Source organism: Vitiosangium sp. GDMCC 1.1324, from assembly GCF_003044305.1.
Taxonomy (GTDB): Bacteria; Myxococcota; Myxococcia; order Myxococcales; family Myxococcaceae; genus Archangium.
The window spans coordinates 1-23330 of sequence record NZ_PZOX01000030.1 but is presented as its reverse complement, the minus strand read 5'-3'; the positions used below and the strand labels follow the sequence as shown (position 1 = coordinate 23330).

Genomic DNA, 23330 nt, shown 5'->3' with positions numbered 1-23330 from the left:
CCACCATGCATTCCCGGCTCCTGTACTGCATCCTCGGGGGGCTCACCCTCGCCACGCCCGCGTTCGCCCAGGACGATGACGCGCCCTACGAGTACCCGGACGACGAGTCCTCCAAGAGCAAGAACACCTCGCGCCGGCGCCACGCCCAGGACGAGGACCAGCCCTACGCCTACCCGGATGACGACAAGCCCGACAAGGAGGTCGGCTCGCGCCGCCGCCGCGGCTCCGAGTACGAGGACCCGGCGAAGGAGTTCCGCCGCGCCGCCGAGGAAGACGACGAGGAGAAGGGCTACGAGCGGCTCTCGAACATGGACGATCCGAACAAGGGCTTCGCCTTCGAGTTTCTCGGCGGCGCGCTGTTCGTGAGCAGCCCGCGTGGACAGTTTCTCGGCGATGCCCAGCCAGCCATCGGCGGGCGCTTCACCTGGGAGATGGGCCGCATCTTCAACACGGAGGCGCTGCGCGAATCGTTCTGGTTCGACGTGCGCTACATGTACGCCGGGCAACGCGAGGGCACGACGCTCATCGTCGGAGACACGCGGCTGCACTACGCCACGATTGCTCCGGCGTATGAGCTGACCTTCGGCGAGGGCTCGGACTACGGCGTCTACGCGCAGCTGGGCGGAGGCATCGCGTACGAGCACACCGCCCTGGAGGTGGGAGGCAAGCTGACGCCGGTGGATGGCATCAAGCCGCTCGTCCAGTACGGCGTGGGCCTGCGCGGCCGGACGAAGCTGTCGTCGGAGTCGAACGTGCGGCTGTCCTGGCGCGTGGAGCTGACGCGCTTCCGGCGCGGCTACATGGACGACACCTTCCTGGGCGCGAGCATCGGCACCGCGTTCTAGGACTCCCCCACCCGCCCCTCTCTCCGTGGAGAGGGGCAGGCCAGGAGAGACGGGGGCCGCCGGCCGCGCTCAGAAGGTCAGCACGGCACCTGTCTCGAGGCCCAGAGAGGTGCGCTCGGCGTTGGCGCGCCCCTCATCCACCGCCTGCAGCCGGAAGCGCGTCTGGTAGAGGAAGCCCTCCAGCACGAAGGCCAGCAGCTTGGTGGGTTTGAACTCGTAGCCCAGGCGCACCGCACCGTTGTGCAGGATGCCCGGCCCGGTGCCCGTGAGAGCGGCGCTGCTGAACGCGGGCGGAGAGCCGTCGGTGGGCAGGGAGGCGTAACCGTAGCTGGGCACCACCTTCGAGGGCTCGGTCACCTTCTGGTAGCCCGCCATGCCGTAGACGGCGTGTGGGCCCGTCACCACCTGGCGCACCGAGATGAAGCCTCCCAGATCCCTCAGGTCATCGCTGGCACGGCCCTGCGCCAGCGACAGCATGCCCAAGTTGGCGGTGTTCTGCCCGTAGTTGAGCTCCACCCGCACGGTCGTGTCCGCGGAGGGAGAGAGCTCGGAGAAGAGCGCGACGGCGTAGGCATTGCCGTGGCGCTCGTCCGGCGCCCCCAGGTTGAAGGGCAGCCGCGTGGCGATGGCCGTCACGCCAACCCGGCTCTTGCCGAACTTGTAGGCGCCGCGCACCGCCAGGGTGGGCAGGGAGCCAATCTCGAGGGGCGTGTCCTTGGCGGTGTTGTTCGGTGCGGGGAAGCCCACCGCCGCGCCCAGTTCCATGTTCGAGTTGCTGTAGAGGTACTTGAACTGCTGGCGCATGAAGCCGGTGTTGCCCGCCTGGAAGAGCGCTCCCACCAAGTTGATGCCGTGCGGATTGAGGGGGGCGTGCAGATCCCAGTCCTGCCCCAGGGAGAGCGTGTGGCCGGGACTGAAGGAGTAGTCCACGCGTGCGATGCGCAAGCGAGGCAGGCTCGCGACGGTGGGCGTGGCCTTGGTGAAGTCCACGAAGTCGATTTCGAGCTGCGCTCGCACCGCCCCCTTCTCGTTGAGCCAGAAGCCGACGCGAGTCTGCGCCACCTGGAAGGAATAACGGTCCTTGTCCGGAGAGGGGGCGATGACGGGGTTGCCCGCGGCGGAGATGGCCACCTCGTTGGGCTGGCTGAAGGACTCCACCGCCGACGTGGCAATCACGAGGCGCGGAGTGAACGTGCCGTAGAAGCGGAAGAGCTTGTCTTCGTTCTCGGCGGCAGCCGGAGCGGGCTGGGTGGCAGCGGCCGGAGCGGGCTGGGTGGCAGCGGCCGGAGCGGGCTGGGTGGCAGCTTCACTGGGGCTGGGGGTCTGGGCCAGCGCCTGGGTGGCCGAGCAGATTCCCCCCGAGACGAGCAGCGCGGCGACTCGAGCATTCCTCATGGCATCTCCTGGGGTGGTGAGGACAGCGGGCGACTGACGCCACACTCGCAACGCCCGTGCCATATACCGCAGACGTGTTCCCCCCTCGGGACCTCCGCGCACTGCCGCACCGCGTCCAGTGTGATTTCGTAACCTCTGTTACCGCCGGTAACGCGCTGAGGGCGATTCGTCCGCCGACGGAGTCGAGCATCGGACGATTGCCAGTCTGGAGCGTGTTGGACAGCAGCGCGGGGCGCACGTCGAACACGGTGGAGGGTGTCCCAGCATCGGGAGCAACGAGCGGCCACGAAGGGGAGACGCGTGGGCCGTGCTGGTTGTGGACAACGTCCCCGTCCAGGGGCTTAGCTCCGCGCTTTCCTCGTCTATCCGGAGAAAACCGTGGAACGCCTCTCTGCCGTCTTCGCCGCGGCGAGCCTCGCGCTCGGCGTGATGACCCCTGTGTTGGCCGCCGAGCCGCCACCTGAGTTCGGCACCGATTGGGACGACCCCCGCACCGCGCTCCCCGCGGTGGAAAGGCCCGCGACGGCCTCGTGCACCGTGAAGATCGTCGACGAGAAGTTCGACGACTTCACGCCCTACACCGGCACCTTCACCCCGCCCGCGGACTGCCCCGGCCCCTGGCACAAGGTGGTGCTGCGCATGGAGGGCAAGGTCCAGGGCGTCCAGTACGACCGGCTCGGTCACCTGGAGGTGGGCGGTGTCACGATCTTCAAGACGTCCACACCCGAGCCCTCCCGTGAAGGCATCGCATGGTCGGTGGAGAAGGACGTCACGGACTACGCGCCGCTGCTGGCCCGGCCCCAGCCCGTCTGGATGCTGATTGGCAACGTGGTCAACGACACCTACACCGGCGTGCTGGATGTGCAGGTCTACCTGACCTTCTACCCGGCCGAGGGCCGGTACAAGCCAGCCGACACGGCGAGCGACGTGCTCCCGCTGAGCAACCCGCGCCGCGAGGGCAGTGCACTGCTGGGGGAAGTGACGGTGCCCCGGAATACCGAGCGGCTCGTCGCCGAGGTGTATGCGACCGGCTCGGGCGGAGGCTGCGAGGAGTTCTGGTACTTCACCGTCCCGGCCACGGTGCCGTACTCCTGCCCCGCCGATGCGGGCCCCTACCGCGAGGTGCAGATCGAAGTGGACGGCAAGGTGGCTGGTATCGCCATGCCCTTCCCGCATGTCTACACGGGCGGCTGGTCCAACCCGTTCCTGTGGTACGTGCTGCCGGCGCCGCGCGCCTTCGACATCCGCCCCATCCGCTATGAGCTCACCCCGTTCATCGGCCAGCTGACCGACGGCAAGCCGCACCAGCTCAAGGTGCGGGTGCTGGGTGTCCCCGAGGGCCGCCCCGGATGGGATCTGCCGACCCACGTGCTCGCTTGGCGCGACCCGCGCAGCTCGCAAGTCATCGGGGGTCTGTTCGAGCATCGGCTCGAGCCGCTGACCAATGACTCGACGCACGCGCTGGTGGACGGCTGGAACCAGGTGGACACGCAGGGCAGTCATCAGCTGCGGGTGTCCGGCTACCTGCTGACCTCACACGGTTGGGTGGTGACGACGGTCGAGCAGTCGGTGTCCAACTCGAGCATGCACCGCTGGCAGGGGGACGAGGAGAACCCGGACGGGCTCACCGCGACCTGGAACGACACCAGCACCGTCACGGTCTTAGGCCGCGGCCTCTTCCCGACGGTGAGCCGCTCCGACAAGCACTTCACGCTCGACGGGCTCATCAGCATAACGCCGCAGAACCGGCTCACCACGACCATCACCCTCAACGACGCGGCGGACGAGCACACCACCCGGGGCCTGCACACGCTGGAGCACCGGGAGTTCAGCGACCTCTACACCGGCGAGGCCGCCTTCACGCTGGGCGTACCGCGCGCGCAGCGGAACGCGGTGGGGACCTCCACCCATCGCTACCGGCTGACCGGGGACCACGGGGCCTGCTACGACCGCAGCATCTCCACGCGGAATGGCTTCGTCACCGAGGACATCCAGCACTGCGACTGAGGGAAAACCCCTCGAGCGGAGAGCCCGAGAGACGTATCGCGGGCTTCTGCCCCATCCCCGCGCCGGAGCACCAGCCACTCACCCGCGAACATGCGAGGGGGTGAGTGCCCTGCACGGGGATGTGCTGCTCACAAGGTACTCACCGCGGCGAAGCGCGAGCGGCCCAGGCTCAGCAGGTAGGCCGCCACGGCGAGCCCCACGACACACAGCGCCGCCACGTAATGCGCGGGCGCGAGCGGATGGTCCTTCATCATCAGGGTGACCACCAGCGGCGTCAGTCCGCCGAAGATGGCGTAGGCCACGTTGTACGAGAACGAGATCCCCGAGAAGCGCACCGCCGGGGGGAAGGCGCGCACCATCACGGTGGGGACCACGCCGACCACGCCCACGCAGAACCCCGTCAGCGCATACAGCGGAACGAGGTGCTCCGGAGCCGCGCCCAGGCCGCGATAGAGCACGTACGTCGCCACGAGCAGTGCCCCGCAACCGAGGCCCAGTGCCCGACCGGCGCCGATGCGATCCGCGAGCAGGCCGAAGCAGATGCATCCCAGGGTCAGGCTCAGCGTGGCCACGCTGTTGGCCTCCAGGGCCTGGGCGGGCGCGATGCCATAGAGCTTCTGGATGAGCGTGGGCGTCATCAGGATCATCACCACGATGCCGGCGGTGAGCACCCAGGTGAGCAGCATCGACACCACCACGGCGGGGACATGGCCGCGCAACACGGCCTTGAGCGGCAGCTCCTTCACCAGCGAGTGGCGCTTGCGCATCTCCTCGAACACCGGAGTCTCGGCCAGCCAGCGGCGCAGGAACACGGCGAAGAAGCCGAACACGCCACCCACCAGGAAGGGCAGGCGCCAACCGAAGGCGAGCACCTCGGCCGGGGAATAGACCTTGTTGACGGCGGTCGCCACCAACGAGCCCAGCAGGATGCCGAGCGTGAGACCCGACGTGAGCGTGCCGCAGGCGAAGCCGACGCGGCGATCCGGCACGTGCTCGGAGACGAAGACCCAGGCCCCGGGCACCTCGCCGCCCACCGCCGCGCCCTGCAACATGCGCAGCGCCAGCAGGGCCAGCGGCGCCGCGTAGCCCGCCGTGGCGTAGGTGGGCAGCATGCCGATCAACAACGTCGGCACGGCCATCAAGAACACGCTCAGCGCGAACATCTGCTTGCGCCCGCTGCGGTCACCGAAGTGCGCCATGATGATGCCGCCCAGGGGGCGCGCGAGATAGCCGGCGGCGAACAGTCCAAAGGCCTGCAACTGGCGCAGCCAGTCCGGTGTGTCAGGCGGGAAGAACAGCTGCCCGATCGCCGTGGTGAAGAACACGAAGATGATGAAGTCGTAGAACTCCAGCGCGCCACCCAGCGCCGCCAGTGCGAGCGTCCTGGCATCCTGTGCGGTGAGCGGGCGCTGAGCGGAAGGCGACTGGGGTTCGGAGATGGAAGGGATCGTCACGAGGAGAGCAGAGCGTGAGAGACCCGGGTCGAGCAAGGGCGAGCTGTTCAACCCTCGCCAGGAGCGCCCCACGCCAGCGTCCCAGGCGCCCCGAGCCTCGTACTGGAGGGCACCCCAGCACCCGCGGGCAGGGAAAAGTTTTCCCCTCGCGGGCCGCCGGTTACCTCTCCTCCAGGCGGCCCCGGCACAGAACCTCGCGAATCCACGGGGTTCGCCGCTGGCACGCCTGCTGCTTTAACCGCCCGTGAAGGGTGAGTCTGGTGGGGAGGCGGGGAATGAAGGACGTACCAAAGCGACACCTGGACCCGGTCTGCGGCAAGCAGTTGGAGGCGCCCGATGGCCGTCCGTCCACGGAGTACAAGAAGCGAAAGTATTTCTTCTGCTCGGAGCGGTGCCGCACGGCCTTCGAGCGTCAGGCCGAGCGTTTCCGGATGAACGACCTGGCACGCGCGGGGGCGCTGCTGACGCCGGGACGGGTGCGCTGGGGCATCGCCTGAGCGGGCTCAGGCCGCGGCGCGCAGGTCCTTGAGCTTGAGGGACAGCCGCCGCTGACCGCGGAAGGTGTCGAAGCTGGCCTGGAAGGCCAGGTCCACCGGGCCCTCGGTGAGCGCCAGCCGATCCGCCATGCCAAAACCGATGGCGTCCACGGCCGGCGCGTCCACCAGGGCCAGCTTGAGGTGGCCAGCGCCGCCTCCGGACTTGGACGCCAGCACGCGCGGGCGGGCCACCTGGTGGCGCAGCACCAGCACGGGCTCGGGGTTGCCCTGTCCGAAGGGCCCGAGCCGCTGCAGTGCCTCCACCGCGCGCTCATCCAGCTCGCTCACGCCCACCACCGCGTCCACCTTGCAGCGGGGGACCAGGTCCTCTGGCGTCAGCCGCTGCTTGGCGATGCGCTCGAAGGACTCGCGCAGGGCGGGCAGGTTCTTCGCCTCGATGGTGAGGCCGGCGGCGTGCTTGTGCCCACCGAAGCGGGCGAGCAGGTCCGCGCAGCCGCTGAGCGCGTCGTAGAGGTGGAAGCCCTCGATGCTGCGCGCCGAGCCCTTCCCCACTCCATCCTTCACGCCCACCATGACGGTGGGCCGATGGAAGCGCTCCACCACGCGCGAGGCCACGATTCCAATGACGCCCGGGTGCCAGCCCTCGGAGTAGAGGACGAAACCGCGGACGTGCTCGGCCCGCTCCTGCGCCTGGGCAAGGGCCTCGGTGAGAATGCTGCTCTCGATGCCCTGCCGCTCGGCGTTGGCCCTGTCCAGCACCTGCGCCAGCGAGCGCGCCGCGTCGAGCGTCTCGGAGCACAGCAGCTGCAACCCCAGCGAGGCGTCATGCAGGCGGCCGGCGGCGTTGATGCGAGGCCCCAGGCGGAAGCCCACCTGGCCGGCGGTGACGGGACTGTCCGCATCGAGGCCGGCGACCTCCTTGAGCGCGCGCACCCCGTAGCGGCGGCCCGCGCTCAGCTCCTGAAGCCCGTGGTGCACGAGGATGCGGTTGGCGCCGGTGAGCGGCACCACGTCCGCCACGGTGGCCATGGCCACCAGGTCCATCAGCGCCTTGAGGTTGGGCTCCTTGCGGGTGGCGAACCAGCCATCCTCGCGCAGCTTCTTGCGCAGCCCCATGCAGAGGTTGAAGGCCACGCCAGCGGCGCACAGGTGCTTGGTGGGGTACTCGCACCCGGGCTGGTGCGGGTTGAGCACCGCCACGGCCGGAGGCAGCGTGGGCGGCACCGTGTGGTGATCCACCACCACCACGTCCAGGCCCAGCTCCTTCGCCCGGGAGATCTCCGCCACGGAGGTGACGCCGCAGTCGAGCGTCACCAGGACCCGGGTTCCATCCGCGGCGATCTTCTCCACGGCCTGGACGTTGAGGCCATAGCCCTCGTCCAACCGGTGGGGGATGTACGTGGCGGGCCGGGCGCCCAGCTCCCGGAGGAACAGGCACAGCAGCGAGGTGGAGCACACGCCGTCCACGTCGTAGTCGCCGTAGAGGGTGATGGGCTCCTTCTGGCGGATGGCGCGGAACAGCCGCTCCACGGCGGCGGCCATGCCCTTCATCCGGAAGGGATCGGGCAGATCGGCCAGCCGGTCCGACAGGAAGGCCGAGGCGGCCTCGGGATTGCTCAACCCCCGGTGCACGAGCACACGCGCGGAGAGCGGATGCAGCCCGAGCTCAGCGGCCAGCGACGCTGCCTGCTCCTGGGGCACCTCCGGCATCAACCAACGCACGTTCGCCTCCCCTCCTCGGAGACCCACCGTGGGCTCCCGGGACAACGAGAAAACACCCCCAGTCTACCTCGGAAGTCTCTCCGAGGGAACCCGACCTGGGGCTCGCTCCGCCGTCCACCGAGGAGACGGCCAGCCGAGCGCTCGTTGGATGCCTGCTCTACACACACGTTGCCAGGGATGCACAGCTTGAACTGCAAACCAGAGAACAAGGAGGTCGGCATGACACTCAGGGGCATCCGGATGGCGGCCCTGGCGTTCGGGTTGGGGGTGGCGGGTACCGCGATGGCACAAGGGAAGCAAGGAGATGTGAACGTCTTCCTGGGCGGCGGCATCGGCGGGTACACGGGCGATCTCGGAGGCCTGTCAGCGACGGGGCCCACCTGGGGTGCCACCCTCAACCTCCAGCCCTACACGATGCTGGGCTTCGAGGTGGGCTACGACGGCTCCAAGAACGACGTGACGGACGCTCGCTTCCGGGCCGACGCAACGCCCTCGCTCATCCGCCATGGCGCCACCACCCTGGTGAAGCTGTCGCCGCCGATAGAGCGGGTGCGTCCCTTCGTGGGAGCGGGGCTGGGTGTGTCCTACGTGTACGTGCGGGGTCCGGAGACGGCCCTGTACAGCTCGGACGTGATGGAGGAACTGCCCCTGGCGGCGGGCCTCGAGTTCAACGCGGGGGCGCTGACGGCGGGCATCCGGGGCACCTACCGGGTGCTGGTGGACGACAACTTCGCGGACGCGGCGGTGGCGGGGGACGCGAGCGGCGGCATCCTGGACGCCAACCTGACGGTGGGCGGCCGTTTCTGAAGCCGGACCCCTGAAAACACCGAGGGCCCCCGTCTCCGCGGCTGCGCGGAGCACGAGGGCCCTGGGTACACCCGGCCTGGAGTGGGCTCAGGCCTCGGAGGGCTGCTGCACGCCGCCCTTCTTGTGGCGAGCCTCGCGAGCGGCGGCGCGCTCATCCAGCCAGATGGTGAGGGGGCTGGCGATGTACACGGACGAGTACGTGCCGACGACGATGCCCACGAGCATCGCCAGGGCGAAGTCGCGGATCTCCCCGACGCCGAAGATGATCAGACCGACGAGGGAGAGCGCCGTGACGCCCGAGGTGAGGATGGTGCGCGCCAGGGTGTCGTTGACGGCGATGTTGATGACCTCGGCCAGCGGCTTGCCCTTGTACTTGGCCATGTCCTCGCGGATGCGGTCGTAGATGACGATGGTGTCGTTGACCGAGTAGCCCACGATGGTGAGCAGCGCCGCGATGGCGGTGAGGCTGAACTCGGCGCGAGTCACCAGGTAGAAGCCGGCCACCATCACCACGTCATGGAGCATGGACACGAGCGCGCCCGGGCCGAACTTGAAGTCGAACCGGAACGCCACGTAGATGAGGATGGCCACCATGGAGTACAGCAGCGCCATGATGCCGCGGTTGCGCAGCTGCTTGCCGACCTGCGGACCCACGTACTCGGTGCGGCGCATCTCGAAGTCCGGCTGGTCATGGCCCGACATCAGCGCGCTGCGGATGCGGTCCGCCATGCCGCTGGCGACGACCTGGTAGTCGAAGCCACCGGACTGCGCCTGGCCCAGCTCGCGCACCTCTTCCACACCCGTGCCGGTGCCCTCCACCGCCTTGCGGATCTGCTCGGTGGAGAGGGGCTGCTCGGAGCGGAAGTTGATGATGCCGTTGGCCAGGTCCGGAAACACGGTCTTGATCGGCCCCAGCGCCTGGATGGCCTCCTTGGCGTGGGCCGCGGTCTGCTCGGTGAGCTGGGTGACGCCGCCCAGGCGCACCAGGAACGAGTTCTCATCCGACGAGCCGATGCTCTGCACGGACACGTCGTGCAGCCCACCGGACTCGACGCGCTTGCGCACGTCCGCCGCGGAGATGGGCTGGTGGAACTTCACCTCCACCACCGTGCCGCCGGCGAAGTCCACGCCGAAGTTGAACCCGAAGACGGCGATGCCCACCAGGATGAGCAGGTTGACCGCCGTGGAGATGAAGATGGCCAGCTTGCGCTTGCCGATGAAGTCGATGTTCGTCTTGTGCTTGAGGATCTGCATCGCTCTTCCCCTGGGGCTGGCTAGACGGACACCGTCTGCGCGTTACGGCCGTGGACGAAGTAGGTCATCATCACGCGCGTCACGAGGATGGACGTGAAGAGCGAGGCCAGCAGGCCGATGATGAGGGTGGTGGCGAAGCCGCGCACCGGGCCCGTCCCCGTGAAGAAGAGGATGAAGCCGGCGATGAGCGCGGTGACGTGGGCGTCGAAGATGGTCCAGAAGGCGCGGTCGTAGCCCTGGTCCACCGCGGCGCGCGCCGACTTGCCATGGCTGATCTCCTCGCGGATGCGCTCGTTGATGAGCACGTTGGCATCCACCGCGATACCCAGCGTCAGCACGAAGCCTGCGATGCCCGGCAGCGTGAGCGTGGCGTTGAAGAGCGCGAGGCCTCCCAGGATGAGCAGGCCGTTGAGCAGCAGCGCCACGTCCGCGATGAGGCCCGCGGACTTGTAGTACAGGGCCATGAAGGCGACGACGAGCAGCACGCCCACACCCGCGGCGAGGCCGCCCTTGCGGATGAGCTCGTCGCCCAGCGAGGCGCCCACCTGGCGGATCTCACCGACGGTCACCGGGGCCGGCAGCGCGCCCGCCTTGAGGGCCAGCGCCAGCGTCTGCGCGTCGGACAGCCACTCCTGGATGGGACGGCCACCCGCGCGGCCCATGGTGATGCGCGCCCGGCCACCGCCGATGCGCTCGTTGATGCGCGGCGCGGACTGCACGTAGTCGTCCAGCACGATGGCCATCCGGCGGCCCGTGCCCTTCTCGGTGAGCTGCTCGAACTCACGCGCGCCAGCGGCGTCGAAGCTGACGTTCACCTCCGGCTCGTTGAGCTGGCTGAGCGAGGCGTCCGCGCCCGTCAGGCTCTCGCCCGTCAGCGGCACGTCCTTCTCCACCAGGAAGGTGCGGTAGCTGTCGCACACGCCCTTCTTCGTCGCGCTGGCCACGCACTCCGTCAGCACCTCGCGATCGTGCGGCGTCTTGTCCTTCAGGTACGCCAGCAGCGCCTCGCGGTTGGGGCCCTGCAGCTGCGGGAAGCCCTCGGTGTTGGTCAGCGTGATGTTGCTGTCGGGCGGCGGCGGGGTCTGCTTGTAGGTCTGCCCGAAGAAGTCGGTGGAGTCGTCCACCATGCGGAACTCGAGCTGCGCGGTGGTGCCCACCAGCTCCTTGGCCTGCTCGGGATCATTGCGGCCCGGCAGGGAGATCTGGATGGCGTCGGTGCCCAGCTTGCGCACGTCCACCTCGGCCACGCCCCACTTGTCGATGCGGCGGCGGATGACGAGCATCGCCTGGTCCACCGCCTCCTCGCGGAAGCGGTTCACCTGGCCCTCGTCCGGCGCCAGCGACAGCTTGGCGCCATCGCGCGACACCTTGACGAAGTCGGTGAAGGTGGCGAGCACCTCCTTCTCGATCGCGTCCATGGTGGCCGGATCCTTGGCGGTCAACGTGAGCAGCAGGTGCTCGGGGTCCGTGTCCACGGAGACCTCGCCCAGCTGCTTGTCGTTGATGTAGCGGGCGATCTGATCACCCCGGCGCTCGGTCCGCTTCTGGAGCGCCGTCTTGGTGTCCACCCGCATCACCATGTGGATGCCGCCCTGCAGGTCCAGCCCCAGGTTGATGCGGTACTTCGCCGGGGGAGCCCACTTGGGCAGCCGCTCCTGGAGCACCGTCAGGTTGTTGCGCTGGCTCTTTTCGAGCACGAACAGGGAGTAATAGGAGGGAATGAGGCACCAGATGGTCAGCAGCGTCACGCCGATGACCAGGCCCAGCCTCCAGTACCAGCCGCGGTCCATTACTTCTCCTCCTTCTTCTCGTCGGTCTTGGTGGCCGGCGGCGTCTCGCCGGGAGCGGCGTACTTGCCAGCCACGGAAGTCTTGATCACGCGGATGCGCACTCCGTTGGCGATCTCGAGCGTCACCTCGCGATCCGCCACCGTCTGGATGCGCCCGATGATGCCGCCCTGGGTGAGGACCTCATCACCCTTCTTGAGTCCGGAGACCAGCTCGCGGTGCGCCTTGAGCTGCTTCTGCTGCGGGCGGATCATGACGAAGTACATGATCGCGAACAGGCCGATGATGAAGACGATGTTCATCATCCCGCCGGGTCCACCCGCTGCCTGAGCCAGGATCAGATAACTGTCTGCCACAAACCGCCTCGCCGCTTAGAAAGGGTTCCGTCCCAACCGCCGTCCACCAGTAGACAACGGATTATCCGGAAAGGGGGGCCTCTTAGCAGCAGGCGCACACCCCGGGCAAGTGAACGGCGAGGCGGCCCCGGCCTTTCCGTGCTGCGTCATGCCCGGCCGCTCCCCTTCTGGCCATCAGGTGCCCCAGGAGGCGCCGGCGAAGGCTCCGGCCGCCACTCCAGCGAGGCGCCAGCGGGTCCCGGGAACCGGCTGGCTGGAGGGCCGCCGGGGGCTCACTTCGGCCGGGTGCGCTCGGCCTCCTGGGCCCGGGCCTTCTCCCGGAAGTCGCGGGCGAAGGTGGCGTACCGGTCCTCGGCGATGGCCTGACGCACCTGCTTCATGAGGTCCAGGAAGTAGTGGAGGTTGTGGAGGGTGTTGAGCCGCATGGCCAGGATCTCCCCCGCCACGAAGAGGTGCCGCAGGTAGGAGCGGCTGAAGTTGCGGCAGGTGTAGCAGGAGCAGGCTGGGTCCGCGGGCCGCGGATCCTTGGCGTATGTCGCGTTGCGGATGGTGACCTTGCCCTCGGAGGTGAAGAGCAGGCCGTTGCGCGCACAACGGGTGGGCAGCACGCAGTCGAACATGTCCACCCCGTGCTCCACGCAGGTGACCAGGTCCACGGGCGTGCCCACGCCCATGAGGTAGCGCGGCTTGTCCCGGGGGAGCAGCGGAGCGGAGAAGGCCACGCCCTCGTGCATGGCCTCCGGGGTCTCTCCCACCGAGTAGCCCCCGAGCGCGAACCCGGGCAGGTCCACCGCGCACACCTCCTCGGCGTGGGCCTTGCGCAGGTCCTTGTTCAGGCCGCCCTGGACGATGCCGAAGAGCGAGGAGCGCTCGCGGCTCCAGGCCTTCACGCACCGGTGCAGCCAGCGCGTGGTGCGCGCCAGGGACTTCTCCATGTAGGCCCGGTCCTCGGTGGAGGGCGGGCACTCGTCGAAGGCCATGATGATGTCCGCGCCGAGCGTCTCCTGAATCTCGATGGAGCGCTCGGGCGTGAGCAGGATGTGGCGCCCGTCCAGGTGCGACTGGAAGGCGGCCCCCTCCTCGGTGATCTTGCGCTTCTCGGCGAGGCTGAAGACCTGGAAGCCCCCGCTGTCGGTGAGCATGGGCCGATTCCAGGAGATGAAGCGGTGCAGGCCGCCCATCTCTCCCACCAGGTCATCTCCGGGCCGGAGCATGAGGTGGTAGGTGTTGCCGAGGATGATCTGCGCGTCGATCGTCAGCAGTTCGTCCGGGCCCACGCCCTTGACGCTGCCCACGGTGCCCACGGGCATGAAGATGGGCGTCTCGATCTGGCCGTGGGGGGTGTGCAGCCGGCCCCGGCGTGCGCGCGTGCCCGAGGCGTCCTCGTGCAGCAGCTCGTAGCGCACCAGGCTCGGTGGAACCCGGGTGTCACCCTTCTCCTTGCGCGGCTCTCCCATTGCGTCGTGTCTCCTACTCCGTCACCAACATCGCGTCGCCGTACGAGAAGAACCGGTAGCCGGCGGCGACCGCCTCCCGGTAGGCCGCCAGGGTGCGCTCGCGGCCGAGCAGCGCGCTCACCAGAACCACCAGCGTGGAGCGCGGAAGGTGGAAGTTGGTGAGCAGCACGTCCACCTGCCGGAAGGTGAAACCGGGGCGGATGAACATCGTCGTCTCGCCCGGCCCGGCGCGCAGGGCGCCCGAGTCCGGGTCCGTGGCCGATTCCAGGGTGCGCACCACCGTGGTGCCCACCGCCACCACCCGGCGGCCCTCGGCCCTGGCGGCGTTCACCGCCCGGGCGGTGGCCTCGGGGACGAAGTAACGCTCCGGGTGCATGTGGTGTTTCTCGAGGTTCTCCTCCCGGACGGGGAGGAAGGTGCCGGGCCCCACGTCGAGCGTCACCTCGACGCGGTGGATGCCCCGGGCCGCGAGCGCCGCGAAGGTGGCGTCGGTGAAGTGCAGCCCCGCCGTGGGAGCCGCCACCGCGCCCGAGGCCCGCGCGTACACCGTTTGGTAGCGCTCGGCGTCCGAGGCCTCGGGGGCACGGGTGATGTAGGGCGGCAGTGGCAGGCGGCCGGCCTTCTCCAGTGCCGCGGCGAGCGACGTGCCGGACGAGGCGTGGAAGCGCACCCGGTACTCGCCTCCCCCGAGCGCCTCCAGCACCTCGGCCTCCAACCCCTCGGGGAAGGAGATGCGCGCCCCGGGCTTGAGCCCCTTGGAAGCCTGGCCGAGGCAGATCCACTCGAGCGCCTCGGCCGCGCCACCAAGCGCCTGGGAGGTGAGCGTGGAGGCCGCCGGGCGGACGACGAGCAGCTCCACCCGGCCGCCGGTGCCAGCCTTGGAGCCAAGGAGCCGGGCGGGGATGACGCGGGCGTCGTTGACGACGAGCAGGTCGCCGTCGCGCAGCAACTCGGGCAGCTCGGAGAAGTGGCGATGGGCCCACGCGCCCGAGGAACGGCGCACCACCATGAGGCGGGAGGCATCGCGGGCCGCGAGGGGGGCCTGGGCGATCTGCGCCTCGGGGAGCTCGAAGTCGTAATCGGAGAGCAGTGACGACACGGGAGGAGGGGCTTCTAACAGCCCCGGCGCCCCGACGAAACGGGATGTATCAGTAGAGATGCTGGAGCTCGGTCCCCGGGTAGTAGTGCAGGAGGATGTCGCGGTAGGAGCGGCCCGCGTCGGCGAGCGCCTTGGCGCCCCACTGGCACAAGCCGGCTCCGTGGCCATAGCCGCGGCCGGTGAAGTGCCAGCCGCTGGAGGTGCGCTCGACGTCGAAGTCCAGGCTCTTGAGCTTCGTGTAGCCGAGCTTCCGCCGGAGCGTCGCCCCATCGAGCGACAGGCCGCCCGAGGCGGCGACCCGGTTCACCCGGTGGGTGTCGGTGCGGGAGGTGACGCGGAAGCCCTCGGTGGACTGGCCGAGGGCGGAGCGCAGCTCGGAATCGGAGACGGTGGCGCTCCAGCGGCTGGCGGGCAGCCGGCCACACGGGCAATCCACGGGCTGCAGATAGGGGAGCGAGCGCTGGAGGGCGTCCTGACCGGACTCGGTGCGGCCGCCGCAGGAGGAGTGGAAGTAGGCCTCGATGGGGGCGAGCTCGTAGGTGAGCACCTCGCCGCGGGTGGCCTCCACGGCGGAGCGGGTGCGCTCGTCCTCGCGATTGAGGCCGCCGTAGACCTGGTGGAGCACGCTGCTGCCCATGTGGAAGGGAGCGCCGTAGGTCTCGAGCTTCTTCTGGAGGGCGTAGGTGCGGGCCGCCACGGCCTGGGCCTTGAGGGCCTCGAGGGGGAAGGAGACGGGCATCTCGCTGCCGAGCACGGCGGCGAGGTAGTCCTCGAGCGGGATGACGTTGACGAGCTGAAGCCCGTCCTTGTAGAGGCGGACGACGACATCGCCGCGCACCTCCATGTCGCCGGCGCGCAGGGGCGAGGAGCCGGGCACGCCCGCGTCCTCCGAGTCCACACCGGCCCGGAAGCGCACGGCGCTGCCGATGACGGGGGCGCCGTTGAGCTCCAGGCGCGAGCCCCGGCGCCGCACGACGACACTGTCCTGGGCGAGCGGGGAGAATCGGGCGTCCTCGGTGTCGGAGCCGAAGGAGAGCGCCTTGCCGCTCACGCGCACCTCGCCCTGGGAGTCGCCCATGGCGATGCGCATGGTCTCCACGGCGAGCGCGGGAAGGGGCGCGAGCAGGAGCAGCAGCAGTGCAACAGGACGCAACATGGGGGCCAGTGTAGGGGGTGGTGCACGAGGCTCAAGAAATCGGCCGGCGGATGACGGAGAATGCGCCCCGCGTGTCCCCTGCCCTCGACGTCTCCCGACTCACGACTCCCGAGCTTTGCGCGGCGCTGCGAGCGCTGCCGTACCGTCAGACCGCCCTCCTCGTGAGGAGGCTGGTCCAGGGCCACTCCCTGGAGGACTGCGCGGCCTTCTATGGAATCTCCCGGGAAGCCTTCTCGGTGCACCTGCTGAGGGCGGGACTGGAGCTGACGAACGCCGTGGGCCTGCCCTGCCGCTCTCCGGAGAGCGACGTAGAGGAGGATGTCTGGGCGAGGGCCCTCACCGAGGCGCTGGAGCGCGAGACGGTGACGGTCCCCCCGGCGCTGGCGGAGACGGTGGCTCTGTGCCGGAGGCTGCGAGCGCTGGGCGCGGAGGTGGCGGCGGCGCTCGAAGCCGCCGAGCGTGAGGAGGAAGACTCTCCGAAGCGGCAGCGGGAGGAGTGGCTGAGGAAGCTGGCGGTGCTGGCCCTGCTGGGGCTGACGGCGTACCTATACTGCAACCGCCCCGAGGAACCCCGGGAGCAGCGGCCTGTCCAACCGCGGTCCATCGAGCGCTGAGGCCCCTGGACGGAGCAGGCGGCGGCGCATAAGTGGAGACGCATGCGCGCTGCGAGCCTAGCCCTGCTCACCCTGGCCCTCGTGGGATGTCCCAAGCAGATGGAGACCCGGGTGGCGGGGTCGGACGACGACCAGCTCACCACCTATGAGGCGCGGCTGGAGGAGCTGCGGTCCCGAGGCGAGGCCGGCAACCTGTCCTGTTCGGACCGGTGCACCCTGTCCACCCAGACGTGCGCCGTGTCGGAGGACCTGTGCGGCGTGGTGGCCCGGCATCCGGAGCGGACGGACCTGCCGCCGCGGTGTGCACGAGCGCGGGAGTCCTGTGCGGAGACGACGGAGCGCTGCACGCGCTGCGAGACGCGCTGACAACGCCTACCCACCGCTGCCCGACCTCCCTTACGATGGGAGACCCACCCAGGAGCGCCCATGTCCCGCCGTCTGTCCGCCCTGCTGCTCTCGAGCTGTCTCACCCTGCCGGGCCTCGTGCTCGCGGGGGATCTCACGCCCGAGCAGATTGCCCGAATCCGGCGCGAGGAGAAGGCCGCGGCGGAGAAGGTGAACGCGGCGCACGGCAACAAGAAGTCCTCCGAGCTGAGCGCGGCCGAGCGGCGGCAGATGATCCGGGAGCAGCAGGAAGCCATCCAGGAGGTGATGGACAAGAACGGCGTGTCGCGGAAGGACTACGCGCGGCAGACGGCCCGGATGGGACCGGAGCAGAACGCGCAGGTCGAGGCCGCGGACAAGGCCCTGGAGGCGAAGGAGAAGGCGGCGCAGGCCGCGAAGTCCCAGGAGCAGGGCGCCGGGGAGATCCAGGTCCAGAACGGGTTCAACGACGAGAACCCGGTGACGGTGGAGGGGCAGGAGAACGGCCTGCCCGTTGTGGAGCACGGCATCCCTGCCGGCGAGGAAGGCCTGCCCGAGAGCGAGTAGGCCCCCTCCCCTACCCCCAGCGCTTCTCCCGCCACACGGCGTCGTAGGGGCAGGAGCAGTCGGTCTCCTCGGGCTCGGGGTAGACGTAGCGCTCGCCCTTGTAGTTGCGGAACACGGTCTGCTGCGCACCGCGCTCGAGCACGTAATCGGGCTGGAGGGTCACCTTGCCCCCACCGCCGGGCAGGTCCACGGCGAGGTGGGGCACGGCGAGCCCGGTGGTGTATCCACGGAGCTGCTGGAGGATCTCCACGCCCTTGGAGATGGGGGTGCGCAGGTGCTCGCAGCCCTCGGCCACATCCATCTGGTGGAGGTAATACGGGCGGACGCGGATGCGCAGGAGCGCGTGGGAGAGCTCCTGGATGATGCGTGCGTCCGAGTTGAGCCGGCGCATGAGCACGGCCTGGTTCTCCACGGGGACGCCATGGTCCACGAGCCGCTCGCAGGCCTCACGGGCCTCGGGGGTCACCTCCTTCGGATGGTTGAAGTGGGTGACGACGTAGACGGGGGCGTAGCGGCGCAGGAGCCGGGCCAGCGAGTCGGTGACGCGCATGGGCAGACACACGGGCACGCGCGTGCCGATGCGCACCATCTCCACGTGGGGAATCTCGTGCAGGGGGGCGAGCAGTTCCTCCAGCCGCTCCTCGGTGAGGAGGAACGGATCTCCCCCGGAGATGAGCACATCGCGCACCTCGGGGTGGCGGCGGATGTACTCGATGCCGCGGCGCATCTGCTCCTTGGTGAGCTCGGCCTCACCGCCCTTGGTGATGCGGCGGCGGGTGCAGTGGCGGCAGTAGACGGAGCACGTATCGAGCGCGAGGAAGAGCACGCGATCCGGGTACTTGTGGACGATGGCCTCCTCGGGCCGGGTCTTGTCCTCGCCGAGCGGGTCCGCGAGCTCACCGGGACGGATGCGGGCCTCGGCGCGCACGGGGATGGACTGCATCCGGATGGGGCAGAGCGGGTGGTCCCTGTCGATGAGCGACAGGTAGTACGGGCTGATGCCGATGCGGAAGAGCGAGGAGGTCTCCTGCACGCCGGCGCGCTCGTCGGGAGAGAGCGGGACGTACTTCTCCAGCTGCGCGAGGTTGCGCACGGCATGGCGCTGGTGCCAGCGCCAGTCGGACCACTCGGCGTCAGTGGCCTCGGGGAAGAGCACCCGGCGCCCGGCTTCGGAAGCCGGACGCACGGGAGCGCCCTTGGAGGGCGGCACTGAGGGGGACATCACGCCGCCTTGGCCTGCTCACGCCACCACTGCTGACCGGACTCGGGCAGCGTGTAGATGGGGTCGAAGTACTCGTACTTGCGCGTGAGGGCGTCGGGGTCGTTGCCCTCGATGCCGGTGCGGTAGTTCTTGGTCCAGTACGAGATGCCGCGCTCGTGGTTGTACTCGGAGACCTGGTGGATCCACCGCTTCCCCACGAAGGGCACGTCACAGACGATGCGCGGGGTGGCGAAGCCGGGCATGTACCCCATGATGTCGTGCTGGAGCTGCTGGGCCTCGGCCACGCTCAGCCGCCAGTGCTCCGAGTTGGGGATCATGTCGCACATGTAGAAGTAGTACGGGAGGATCTTCGCGTGATCGAGCAGGGTGAAGCACAGCTCGAGCAGATCCTTGGGAGTGCTGTTGACGCCGCGCAGGAGCACGCCCTGGTTGCGCACATCGCGGAAGCCCATGTCGAGCAGCTTGCGCACGGCCTTGCCCACGAGCGGGGTGAGCTGACGGGCGTTGTTGACGTGGGTGTGGAGCGCGAGGTCCACGCCGCGCTCGACGGCCTTCTTGGCCAGACGATCCAGCCCGGCCAGGACCTGGTCCTGGAGGAAGTGCTGGGGGATGGCCATGAGGCCCTTGGAGGCCAGGCGGATGTCCCGGATGTTGGGGATGTCGAGCAGTGCGCTGACGAAGGGCTCGAGCGACTGGATGGGCAGGTTGGCGATGTCACCGCCGCTGACCACCACGTCGCGGACGGTGGGCGTCCGGCGCAGGTAGTCGAGCATCTGCTCGTAGCGCTCCTTCTGGGGGATGTTGAAGCGGTGCTTCTGGACCTGGGGGACGTCGTTGCCCACCAGGTCCATGCGGGTGCAGTGGCCGCAGTACTGGGGACAGGTGGGGAGCATCTCCGCCAGGACCTTGGTGGGGTAACGGTGGGTGAGACCTTCCACGGCCCACATCTCCGCCTCGTGGAGACTGTCGCGGCTGGCCTTGGGGTGGTTGGGCCACTCGGGGTGCCGGTCGTCGAAGGCGGGCAGCATGTAACGGCGGACGGGGTCGTTCCACAGGTCCGTCTCGTCCATGGTGTTGAGCATCTGGGGCGGGACGAGGATGGACATGGTCGCCCGCTCGCGCTGGTCCCGCTCCATGCTGGCGAGGAGATCCGCCGGCAGGAGGTGGCCGAGGACGGCCTGGAGCTCCTTGAGGTTCTTGACGGTGTGCTTGCGCTGCCAGACGGAGCTTTCCCACTCGGCCTGGGTCACGTCCTTGTAGCCGGGCAGGCGTCTCCAATCGGGCTCCACGAACTCACGGCGGAGCGGGTAGGAGAAAGGCTGCTGCGCGGGGCCGGCCGAGGAGGCCTTGCCGCGGAGGGGTGTCGTCGTCATGGCGATCAACCTTAATGAAACCAGGGCCCGGGAACAGGAGCCCCAGGGAGAGCTCCCTCTTTACCCAACATTGGAAAGAGGGCAACGAATGCGTGACTACTCGACCGGGATGTTGATGAGCTTGGCTACATCCCCCTCGGTGATGTTCACCTTCTGGGGCTTGCTCTGCTTGCCGCCGAGCTTGAAGACGACGGTGCGGCTCCCCACTGGGAGGATCAGCGGGTTGCCGAGCGCCACGGGCGTTTCACGGCCGGTGTTCTTGCCATCAACCCAGATCTGCGCACCGGCGGGACGAGAGCTGCAGGCGAGCTTGCCCTTGGCCGCACGAGCGGGGGGAGGAGCGGGGGCCTTGCTACTGCCGGAGTTCTTTGGCGTGGAAGGCGGCTTGGTGGCCTGGCGCTCGGGGGTGGGAGGCGGCTCCTCCTTTTCGAGTTCGAAGGGCACCTGCACCTCGGTCTCCCCATCGGAGCGGAACTTCCCGGAGTAGCTCTTGTAGCCAGCGCGAGAGACCGTGAAGGAGTAGCTCTTGCCGATGGTGAGATTGGCGAGCTTCGCGTCGGGCGTCCGGCCCACGCGCTTGCCGGCCACCTCGACCTCCGCGCCGGAATCGCCCACGAACACCGCCGCGAACGTGGTCGGCTTGGGGGGCTCCACGGCCGCGGGCGGAGTGTCCGTACCAGTCCCCGTCCCCGTCCCCGTCGCCGAGGCGGTCTGCGACGCGGGCTCCTGCTTGGGAGGGGTCTCCGTGGGCTGGGTGCCATTCGGGGGAGCATCGCCGGTACCGGTACCTGTACCAGTCGCCGTACCCGTGCCCGTCCCAGTGGCGCTGGCGACATGGGTGTCGGTCGCCGCGGGCTTGTCGGGCGGCGGTTCTGCATCCAGCGCGATGGACACCACCTGGGGACGCTGTCCCTTGGTGACGGTGACCGACTGCTCCGCGGGCAGATGACCCGGGGCGGTGGCGGTCAGCTTGTGAGCGCCCTCGGGGAGCTGGATGACCTGGTTCTGCGCGACGATCTTCCCGTCGATCCGGACCTCTGAGCCCTCGGCGGGCTGGACGGAGATCATCAAACTGCCGGTGCGAGGCCCGGAGAAGATCACGGCGGCCAGGACCACGATCACGAGCAGCGCGGCGCCCGCGGCAATCCCGATGATGGCCTTCGGAGGCAGCTTCTTGGCGGCCCCAACGGCGCGCGGCGCCTTGGTGGGCTTCGACTTCTCGGGAGTGGGCTTCTGGGCCGCCGCGGACGGGACGTCGACGGGTCCGGTCGTCTCCTCTTCCTGGGGATCCTCCTGCTGATCCGCACCAGGATCGCCGTACTCGTCTTGAGACTCATCCTCGGACAGCTGCTGTTCGTCCTGCTCGTCCTCGTGAGGCGGAGAGGAGTCCTGCTCCTCATCCATCTGCAGACGCATCCGCTGGCCCGTGGGCATCGGGCTGAGCATGGTGCTACCCGATTCGATCTGACCGACGCGGGTGGCATTGGCGTCCGCCGGCTCCTCCTGAGACGGGCGAGCCGTGGGAGCGGGACCGATGACGGTGGCGCCCGAGTACCCCTCACCTTCTCCGATGACCACCTGCGGCTTGCCGCCGCCGCGGAACCTGTCGCGGGGAGTAGGAGGAAGGGTCTCGTCCGTCTCGGGAGGGTAGCTCGTCTCTCCGGTGAGGCTGTCGTCGACCAGCACACTGGCCGAGGGCCCCTGACTGGAGGCACCTGACAGGGCAATGGACGAATCGACGATCTGCGTCTTGTCTCCCGCCCCATCGAGCTCGGCCAACTCATCCTCAGTGGGAGGCGGGATGTAGCCGCTGCTCACGGCGGGCTGGGCGGAGGTGGGGGAGCGACTGGCGACGGGGGTCGAGGGGACGGCCTGTTGCCGGCGAGGCGCGCGGGAGATGTCTCCCGTGACGCCCGAGGTCTCGATCTGCTCCGGGCGCTCGACGGAGGCGTAGCGCTCCATCTTCTCGGCCTCGCGGACGATGTCCTCCGCGAAGGCCTCCTTCATGAAGCCCGAGAGATGCTTGGACGAGTAGATGGCGTCGCCGGCCAGGAGGAACCGCATGAGGTCCTCCTGGAGATCAGAGCCCCACTGATAGCGGTCCTCCGCATCGCGGGCGAGGGCCTTCATCAACACCTTCTCGAGCCCCGCCGGAATGTTCGGATTGAACTGCCGAGGCATGGGCACGTCCGCGCTGCGGACCTTCTCGAGGGTGGAGAAGTCCGACTCGCCGACGAAGAGCCGCTCACCCGTCAACATCTCGTAGAGGATGACGCCCACGGCGAAGACGTCGCTGCGGCGGTCGATGGGCAGGCCGCGGACCTGCTCCGGGCTCATGTAACCGAACTTGCCCTTGAGGATACCGGCCTGGGTCTTCTGCGAGCGGTTCGCCGCCTTGGCGATACCGAAGTCGATGAGCTTCACCTCGCCTTCGTACGAGATGAGGATGTTCTGCGGAGAGATGTCGCGGTGGATGATGTTCAGGTCCTGCCCGCGCGCGTCCTTCTTCCGGTGTGCGTAGTCGAGGCCCTCGCAGATCTTCGAGGCGACGAAGACGGCCTGAGCCGTGGGCATGATCTCCTTGCGCCGCCGGTAGCGCTCCAGGAGCGTGCGCAGATCTCGCCCGGACACGTACTCCATGGCGATGAAGTAGGTGTCCTCGTGCTTCCCGAGCTCGTGGATGTGCACGATGTTGGCGTGGTTCAGCTGAACGCTGATCCGCGCCTCGTCGATGAACATCGTGATGAACTCTTCGTCCTCCGCCATCGTCGGGAGGATCTTCTTGATGGCGAGGATCCGTTCGAACCCTTCGACGCCGAAGGCCTTGGCCGTGAAGACCTCCGCCATGCCGCCAACGTTGATGCGCTCGAGGAGGAGGTACTTGCCAAATAAAGTCGGCTTCTTCATTGCGTGGATCCGCCCGCCCCGGGAAGGCCACAGCGCCGCTCGGTGTGGAACGGTGGGTGGAAAACCGGACGGACCCGGGACTTTAGACGGAGCACGGACGGGGAGTCAAACCACCTCAGGTGGCGGATTCCCCAAGAGTTCCAGCCACTTGGGCCATGCAATCCGCTTCTGGAAACCGGCCCCGCGATCATGAGACGCCCCCTCGAGGCCCGAGCCCGCTCAAGCCAGGTCCGGCGAGCCCCATAAGCTCGAGGTCCAAGCCTCGTGGGACCATCTGGTGCCCGGAGCCCGCAAAGGCGAAGGCCCCGAGTCCACACTTGCGTGTGAGGACTCGGGGCCTTCAAAAAAAATCCGGCAGCGACCTACTCTCCCGCGCGGTTTCCCGCGGAGTACCATCGGCTCTGGAGGGCTTAACTTCCGTGTTCGGGATGGGAACGGGTGGGACCCC

19 protein-coding genes and 1 rRNA gene are annotated in these 23330 nt (G+C 68.7%); 7 read left to right on the top strand and 13 right to left on the bottom strand.

Annotation, left to right across the window (positions count from 1 at the left end; translation table 11 throughout):
- Positions 1 to 5 precede the first annotated feature (5 nt).
- A complete protein-coding gene (locus tag DAT35_RS50890; RefSeq protein WP_199243252.1) occupies positions 6 to 845 on the top strand; it encodes a hypothetical protein in 840 nt (279 codons plus the stop codon).
- Positions 846 to 914: 69 nt separating this feature from the next.
- Here DAT35_RS50890 and DAT35_RS50885 read toward each other — a convergent pair whose 3' ends face one another.
- A complete protein-coding gene (locus DAT35_RS50885; protein ID WP_108076732.1) occupies positions 915 to 2240 on the bottom strand; it encodes a hypothetical protein in 1326 nt (441 codons plus the stop codon).
- Positions 2241 to 2618: 378 nt separating this feature from the next.
- Between DAT35_RS50885 and DAT35_RS50880 the strand changes: the two genes are divergently transcribed.
- A complete protein-coding gene (locus tag DAT35_RS50880; protein WP_108076731.1) occupies positions 2619 to 4247 on the top strand; it encodes a peptide-N4-asparagine amidase in 1629 nt (542 codons plus the stop codon).
- A 128-nt stretch (positions 4248 to 4375) separates the two neighbouring features.
- Here the strand turns inward: DAT35_RS50880 and DAT35_RS50875 are convergent, their stop codons facing one another.
- Positions 4376 to 5701 (bottom strand): MFS transporter, encoded by a 1326-nt coding sequence (locus DAT35_RS50875; RefSeq protein ID WP_233262195.1) that lies wholly within the window; start codon positions 5699 to 5701, stop codon positions 4376 to 4378.
- Between the two features lie 275 nt (positions 5702 to 5976).
- Between DAT35_RS50875 and DAT35_RS50870 the strand changes: the two genes are divergently transcribed.
- Positions 5977 to 6198, top strand: a complete 222-nt coding sequence (locus DAT35_RS50870; protein WP_108076730.1) for a YHS domain-containing protein — start codon at positions 5977 to 5979, stop codon at positions 6196 to 6198.
- A gap of 6 nt (positions 6199 to 6204) precedes the next feature.
- On the opposite strand, the gene recJ is transcribed toward DAT35_RS50870, so the two are convergent.
- A complete protein-coding gene (gene recJ, locus DAT35_RS50865; protein ID WP_108076830.1) occupies positions 6205 to 7920 on the bottom strand; it encodes a single-stranded-DNA-specific exonuclease RecJ in 1716 nt (571 codons plus the stop codon).
- Positions 7921 to 8139: 219 nt separating this feature from the next.
- Between recJ and DAT35_RS50860 the strand changes: the two genes are divergently transcribed.
- Positions 8140 to 8727, top strand: a complete 588-nt coding sequence (locus DAT35_RS50860) for an acyloxyacyl hydrolase (protein WP_108076729.1) — start codon at positions 8140 to 8142, stop codon at positions 8725 to 8727.
- A gap of 87 nt (positions 8728 to 8814) precedes the next feature.
- On the opposite strand, the gene secF is transcribed toward DAT35_RS50860, so the two are convergent.
- From secF to DAT35_RS50830, 6 genes are all read right to left on the bottom strand, one after another.
- Positions 8815 to 9981, bottom strand: a complete 1167-nt coding sequence (gene secF, locus DAT35_RS50855; RefSeq protein WP_108076728.1) for a protein translocase subunit SecF — start codon at positions 9979 to 9981, stop codon at positions 8815 to 8817.
- 20 nt (positions 9982 to 10001) lie between these two features.
- Positions 10002 to 11771 (bottom strand): protein translocase subunit SecD, encoded by a 1770-nt coding sequence (secD, locus tag DAT35_RS50850; RefSeq protein ID WP_108076727.1) that lies wholly within the window; start codon positions 11769 to 11771, stop codon positions 10002 to 10004.
- Positions 11771 to 12124 (bottom strand): preprotein translocase subunit YajC, encoded by a 354-nt coding sequence (gene yajC / locus DAT35_RS50845; protein WP_199243251.1) that lies wholly within the window; start codon positions 12122 to 12124, stop codon positions 11771 to 11773. The genes secD and yajC overlap by 1 nt, the downstream gene beginning before the upstream one ends.
- A 272-nt stretch (positions 12125 to 12396) precedes the next feature.
- Complete coding sequence (gene tgt / locus DAT35_RS50840) at positions 12397 to 13581, bottom strand: tRNA guanosine(34) transglycosylase Tgt (RefSeq protein WP_108076725.1); 1185 nt, start codon at positions 13579 to 13581, stop codon at positions 12397 to 12399.
- A 13-nt stretch (positions 13582 to 13594) separates the two neighbouring features.
- Positions 13595 to 14680: a tRNA preQ1(34) S-adenosylmethionine ribosyltransferase-isomerase QueA gene (queA, locus tag DAT35_RS50835; RefSeq protein WP_108076724.1), complete on the bottom strand. Its 1086-nt coding sequence runs from the start codon at positions 14678 to 14680 to the stop codon at positions 13595 to 13597.
- A 49-nt stretch (positions 14681 to 14729) separates the two neighbouring features.
- Positions 14730 to 15836 carry a SpoIID/LytB domain-containing protein gene (locus DAT35_RS50830; protein WP_108076723.1) on the bottom strand — a complete coding sequence of 369 codons (1107 nt, stop codon included), beginning with the start codon at positions 15834 to 15836 and terminating at the stop codon, positions 14730 to 14732.
- Positions 15837 to 15907: 71 nt separating this feature from the next.
- Here DAT35_RS50830 and DAT35_RS50825 point away from each other — a divergent pair, with 71 nt between their 5' ends.
- Genes DAT35_RS50825 through DAT35_RS50815 form a run of 3 tightly spaced genes read left to right on the top strand, consistent with a single transcriptional unit; the run spans position 15908 to position 17380 of the window.
- Positions 15908 to 16450 (top strand): hypothetical protein, encoded by a 543-nt coding sequence (locus DAT35_RS50825; protein WP_233262194.1) that lies wholly within the window; start codon positions 15908 to 15910, stop codon positions 16448 to 16450.
- 42 nt (positions 16451 to 16492) lie between these two features.
- The gene (locus DAT35_RS50820) at positions 16493 to 16816 is read left to right on the top strand and encodes a hypothetical protein (protein WP_108076721.1); all 324 of its coding nucleotides are present in this window, start codon (positions 16493 to 16495) and stop codon (positions 16814 to 16816) included.
- A gap of 60 nt (positions 16817 to 16876) precedes the next feature.
- Entirely contained in the window at positions 16877 to 17380 is a 504-nt protein-coding gene (locus DAT35_RS50815) for a hypothetical protein (RefSeq protein WP_108076720.1), read from the top strand.
- A gap of 10 nt (positions 17381 to 17390) precedes the next feature.
- Here the strand turns inward: DAT35_RS50815 and DAT35_RS50810 are convergent, their stop codons facing one another.
- From DAT35_RS50810 to rrf, 4 genes are all read right to left on the bottom strand, one after another.
- The gene (locus DAT35_RS50810) at positions 17391 to 18602 is read right to left on the bottom strand and encodes a KamA family radical SAM protein (protein WP_108076719.1); all 1212 of its coding nucleotides are present in this window, start codon (positions 18600 to 18602) and stop codon (positions 17391 to 17393) included.
- Positions 18602 to 19975, bottom strand: coding sequence for a KamA family radical SAM protein (locus tag DAT35_RS50805; protein WP_108076718.1), 1374 nt, complete (start codon positions 19973 to 19975; stop codon positions 18602 to 18604). Before DAT35_RS50805 ends, DAT35_RS50810 begins: the two co-directional genes overlap by 1 nt.
- 96 nt (positions 19976 to 20071) lie before the next feature.
- On the bottom strand, positions 20072 to 22882 hold the full coding sequence (locus DAT35_RS50800) for a serine/threonine-protein kinase (RefSeq protein WP_108076717.1): 2811 nt from the start codon (positions 22880 to 22882) through the stop codon (positions 20072 to 20074).
- Between the two features lie 349 nt (positions 22883 to 23231).
- A 5S ribosomal RNA gene (gene rrf / locus DAT35_RS50795) occupies positions 23232 to 23330 on the bottom strand; the annotation flags it as partial.

Excerpts from the sequence above, each read along its gene's own strand:
- DAT35_RS50890 (WP_199243252.1), top strand. The coding sequence starts at position 6 with ATGCATTCCCGGCTCCTGTACTGCATCCTCGGGGGGCTCACCCTCGCC.
- DAT35_RS50885 (WP_108076732.1), bottom strand. The coding sequence starts at position 2,240 with ATGAGGAATGCTCGAGTCGCCGCGCTGCTCGTCTCGGGGGGAATCTGC.
- DAT35_RS50870 (WP_108076730.1), top strand. The coding sequence starts at position 5,977 with ATGAAGGACGTACCAAAGCGACACCTGGACCCGGTCTGCGGCAAGCAG.
- DAT35_RS50860 (WP_108076729.1), top strand. The coding sequence starts at position 8,140 with ATGACACTCAGGGGCATCCGGATGGCGGCCCTGGCGTTCGGGTTGGGG.
- secF (WP_108076728.1), bottom strand. The coding sequence starts at position 9,981 with ATGCAGATCCTCAAGCACAAGACGAACATCGACTTCATCGGCAAGCGC.
- secD (WP_108076727.1), bottom strand. The coding sequence starts at position 11,771 with ATGGACCGCGGCTGGTACTGGAGGCTGGGCCTGGTCATCGGCGTGACG.
- tgt (WP_108076725.1), bottom strand. The coding sequence starts at position 13,581 with ATGGGAGAGCCGCGCAAGGAGAAGGGTGACACCCGGGTTCCACCGAGC.
- DAT35_RS50830 (WP_108076723.1), bottom strand. The coding sequence starts at position 15,836 with ATGTTGCGTCCTGTTGCACTGCTGCTGCTCCTGCTCGCGCCCCTTCCC.
- DAT35_RS50820 (WP_108076721.1), top strand. The coding sequence starts at position 16,493 with ATGCGCGCTGCGAGCCTAGCCCTGCTCACCCTGGCCCTCGTGGGATGT.
- DAT35_RS50815 (WP_108076720.1), top strand. The coding sequence starts at position 16,877 with ATGTCCCGCCGTCTGTCCGCCCTGCTGCTCTCGAGCTGTCTCACCCTG.
- DAT35_RS50810 (WP_108076719.1), bottom strand. The coding sequence starts at position 18,602 with ATGTCCCCCTCAGTGCCGCCCTCCAAGGGCGCTCCCGTGCGTCCGGCT.
- DAT35_RS50805 (WP_108076718.1), bottom strand. The coding sequence starts at position 19,975 with ATGACGACGACACCCCTCCGCGGCAAGGCCTCCTCGGCCGGCCCCGCG.
- DAT35_RS50800 (WP_108076717.1), bottom strand. The coding sequence starts at position 22,882 with ATGAAGAAGCCGACTTTATTTGGCAAGTACCTCCTCCTCGAGCGCATC.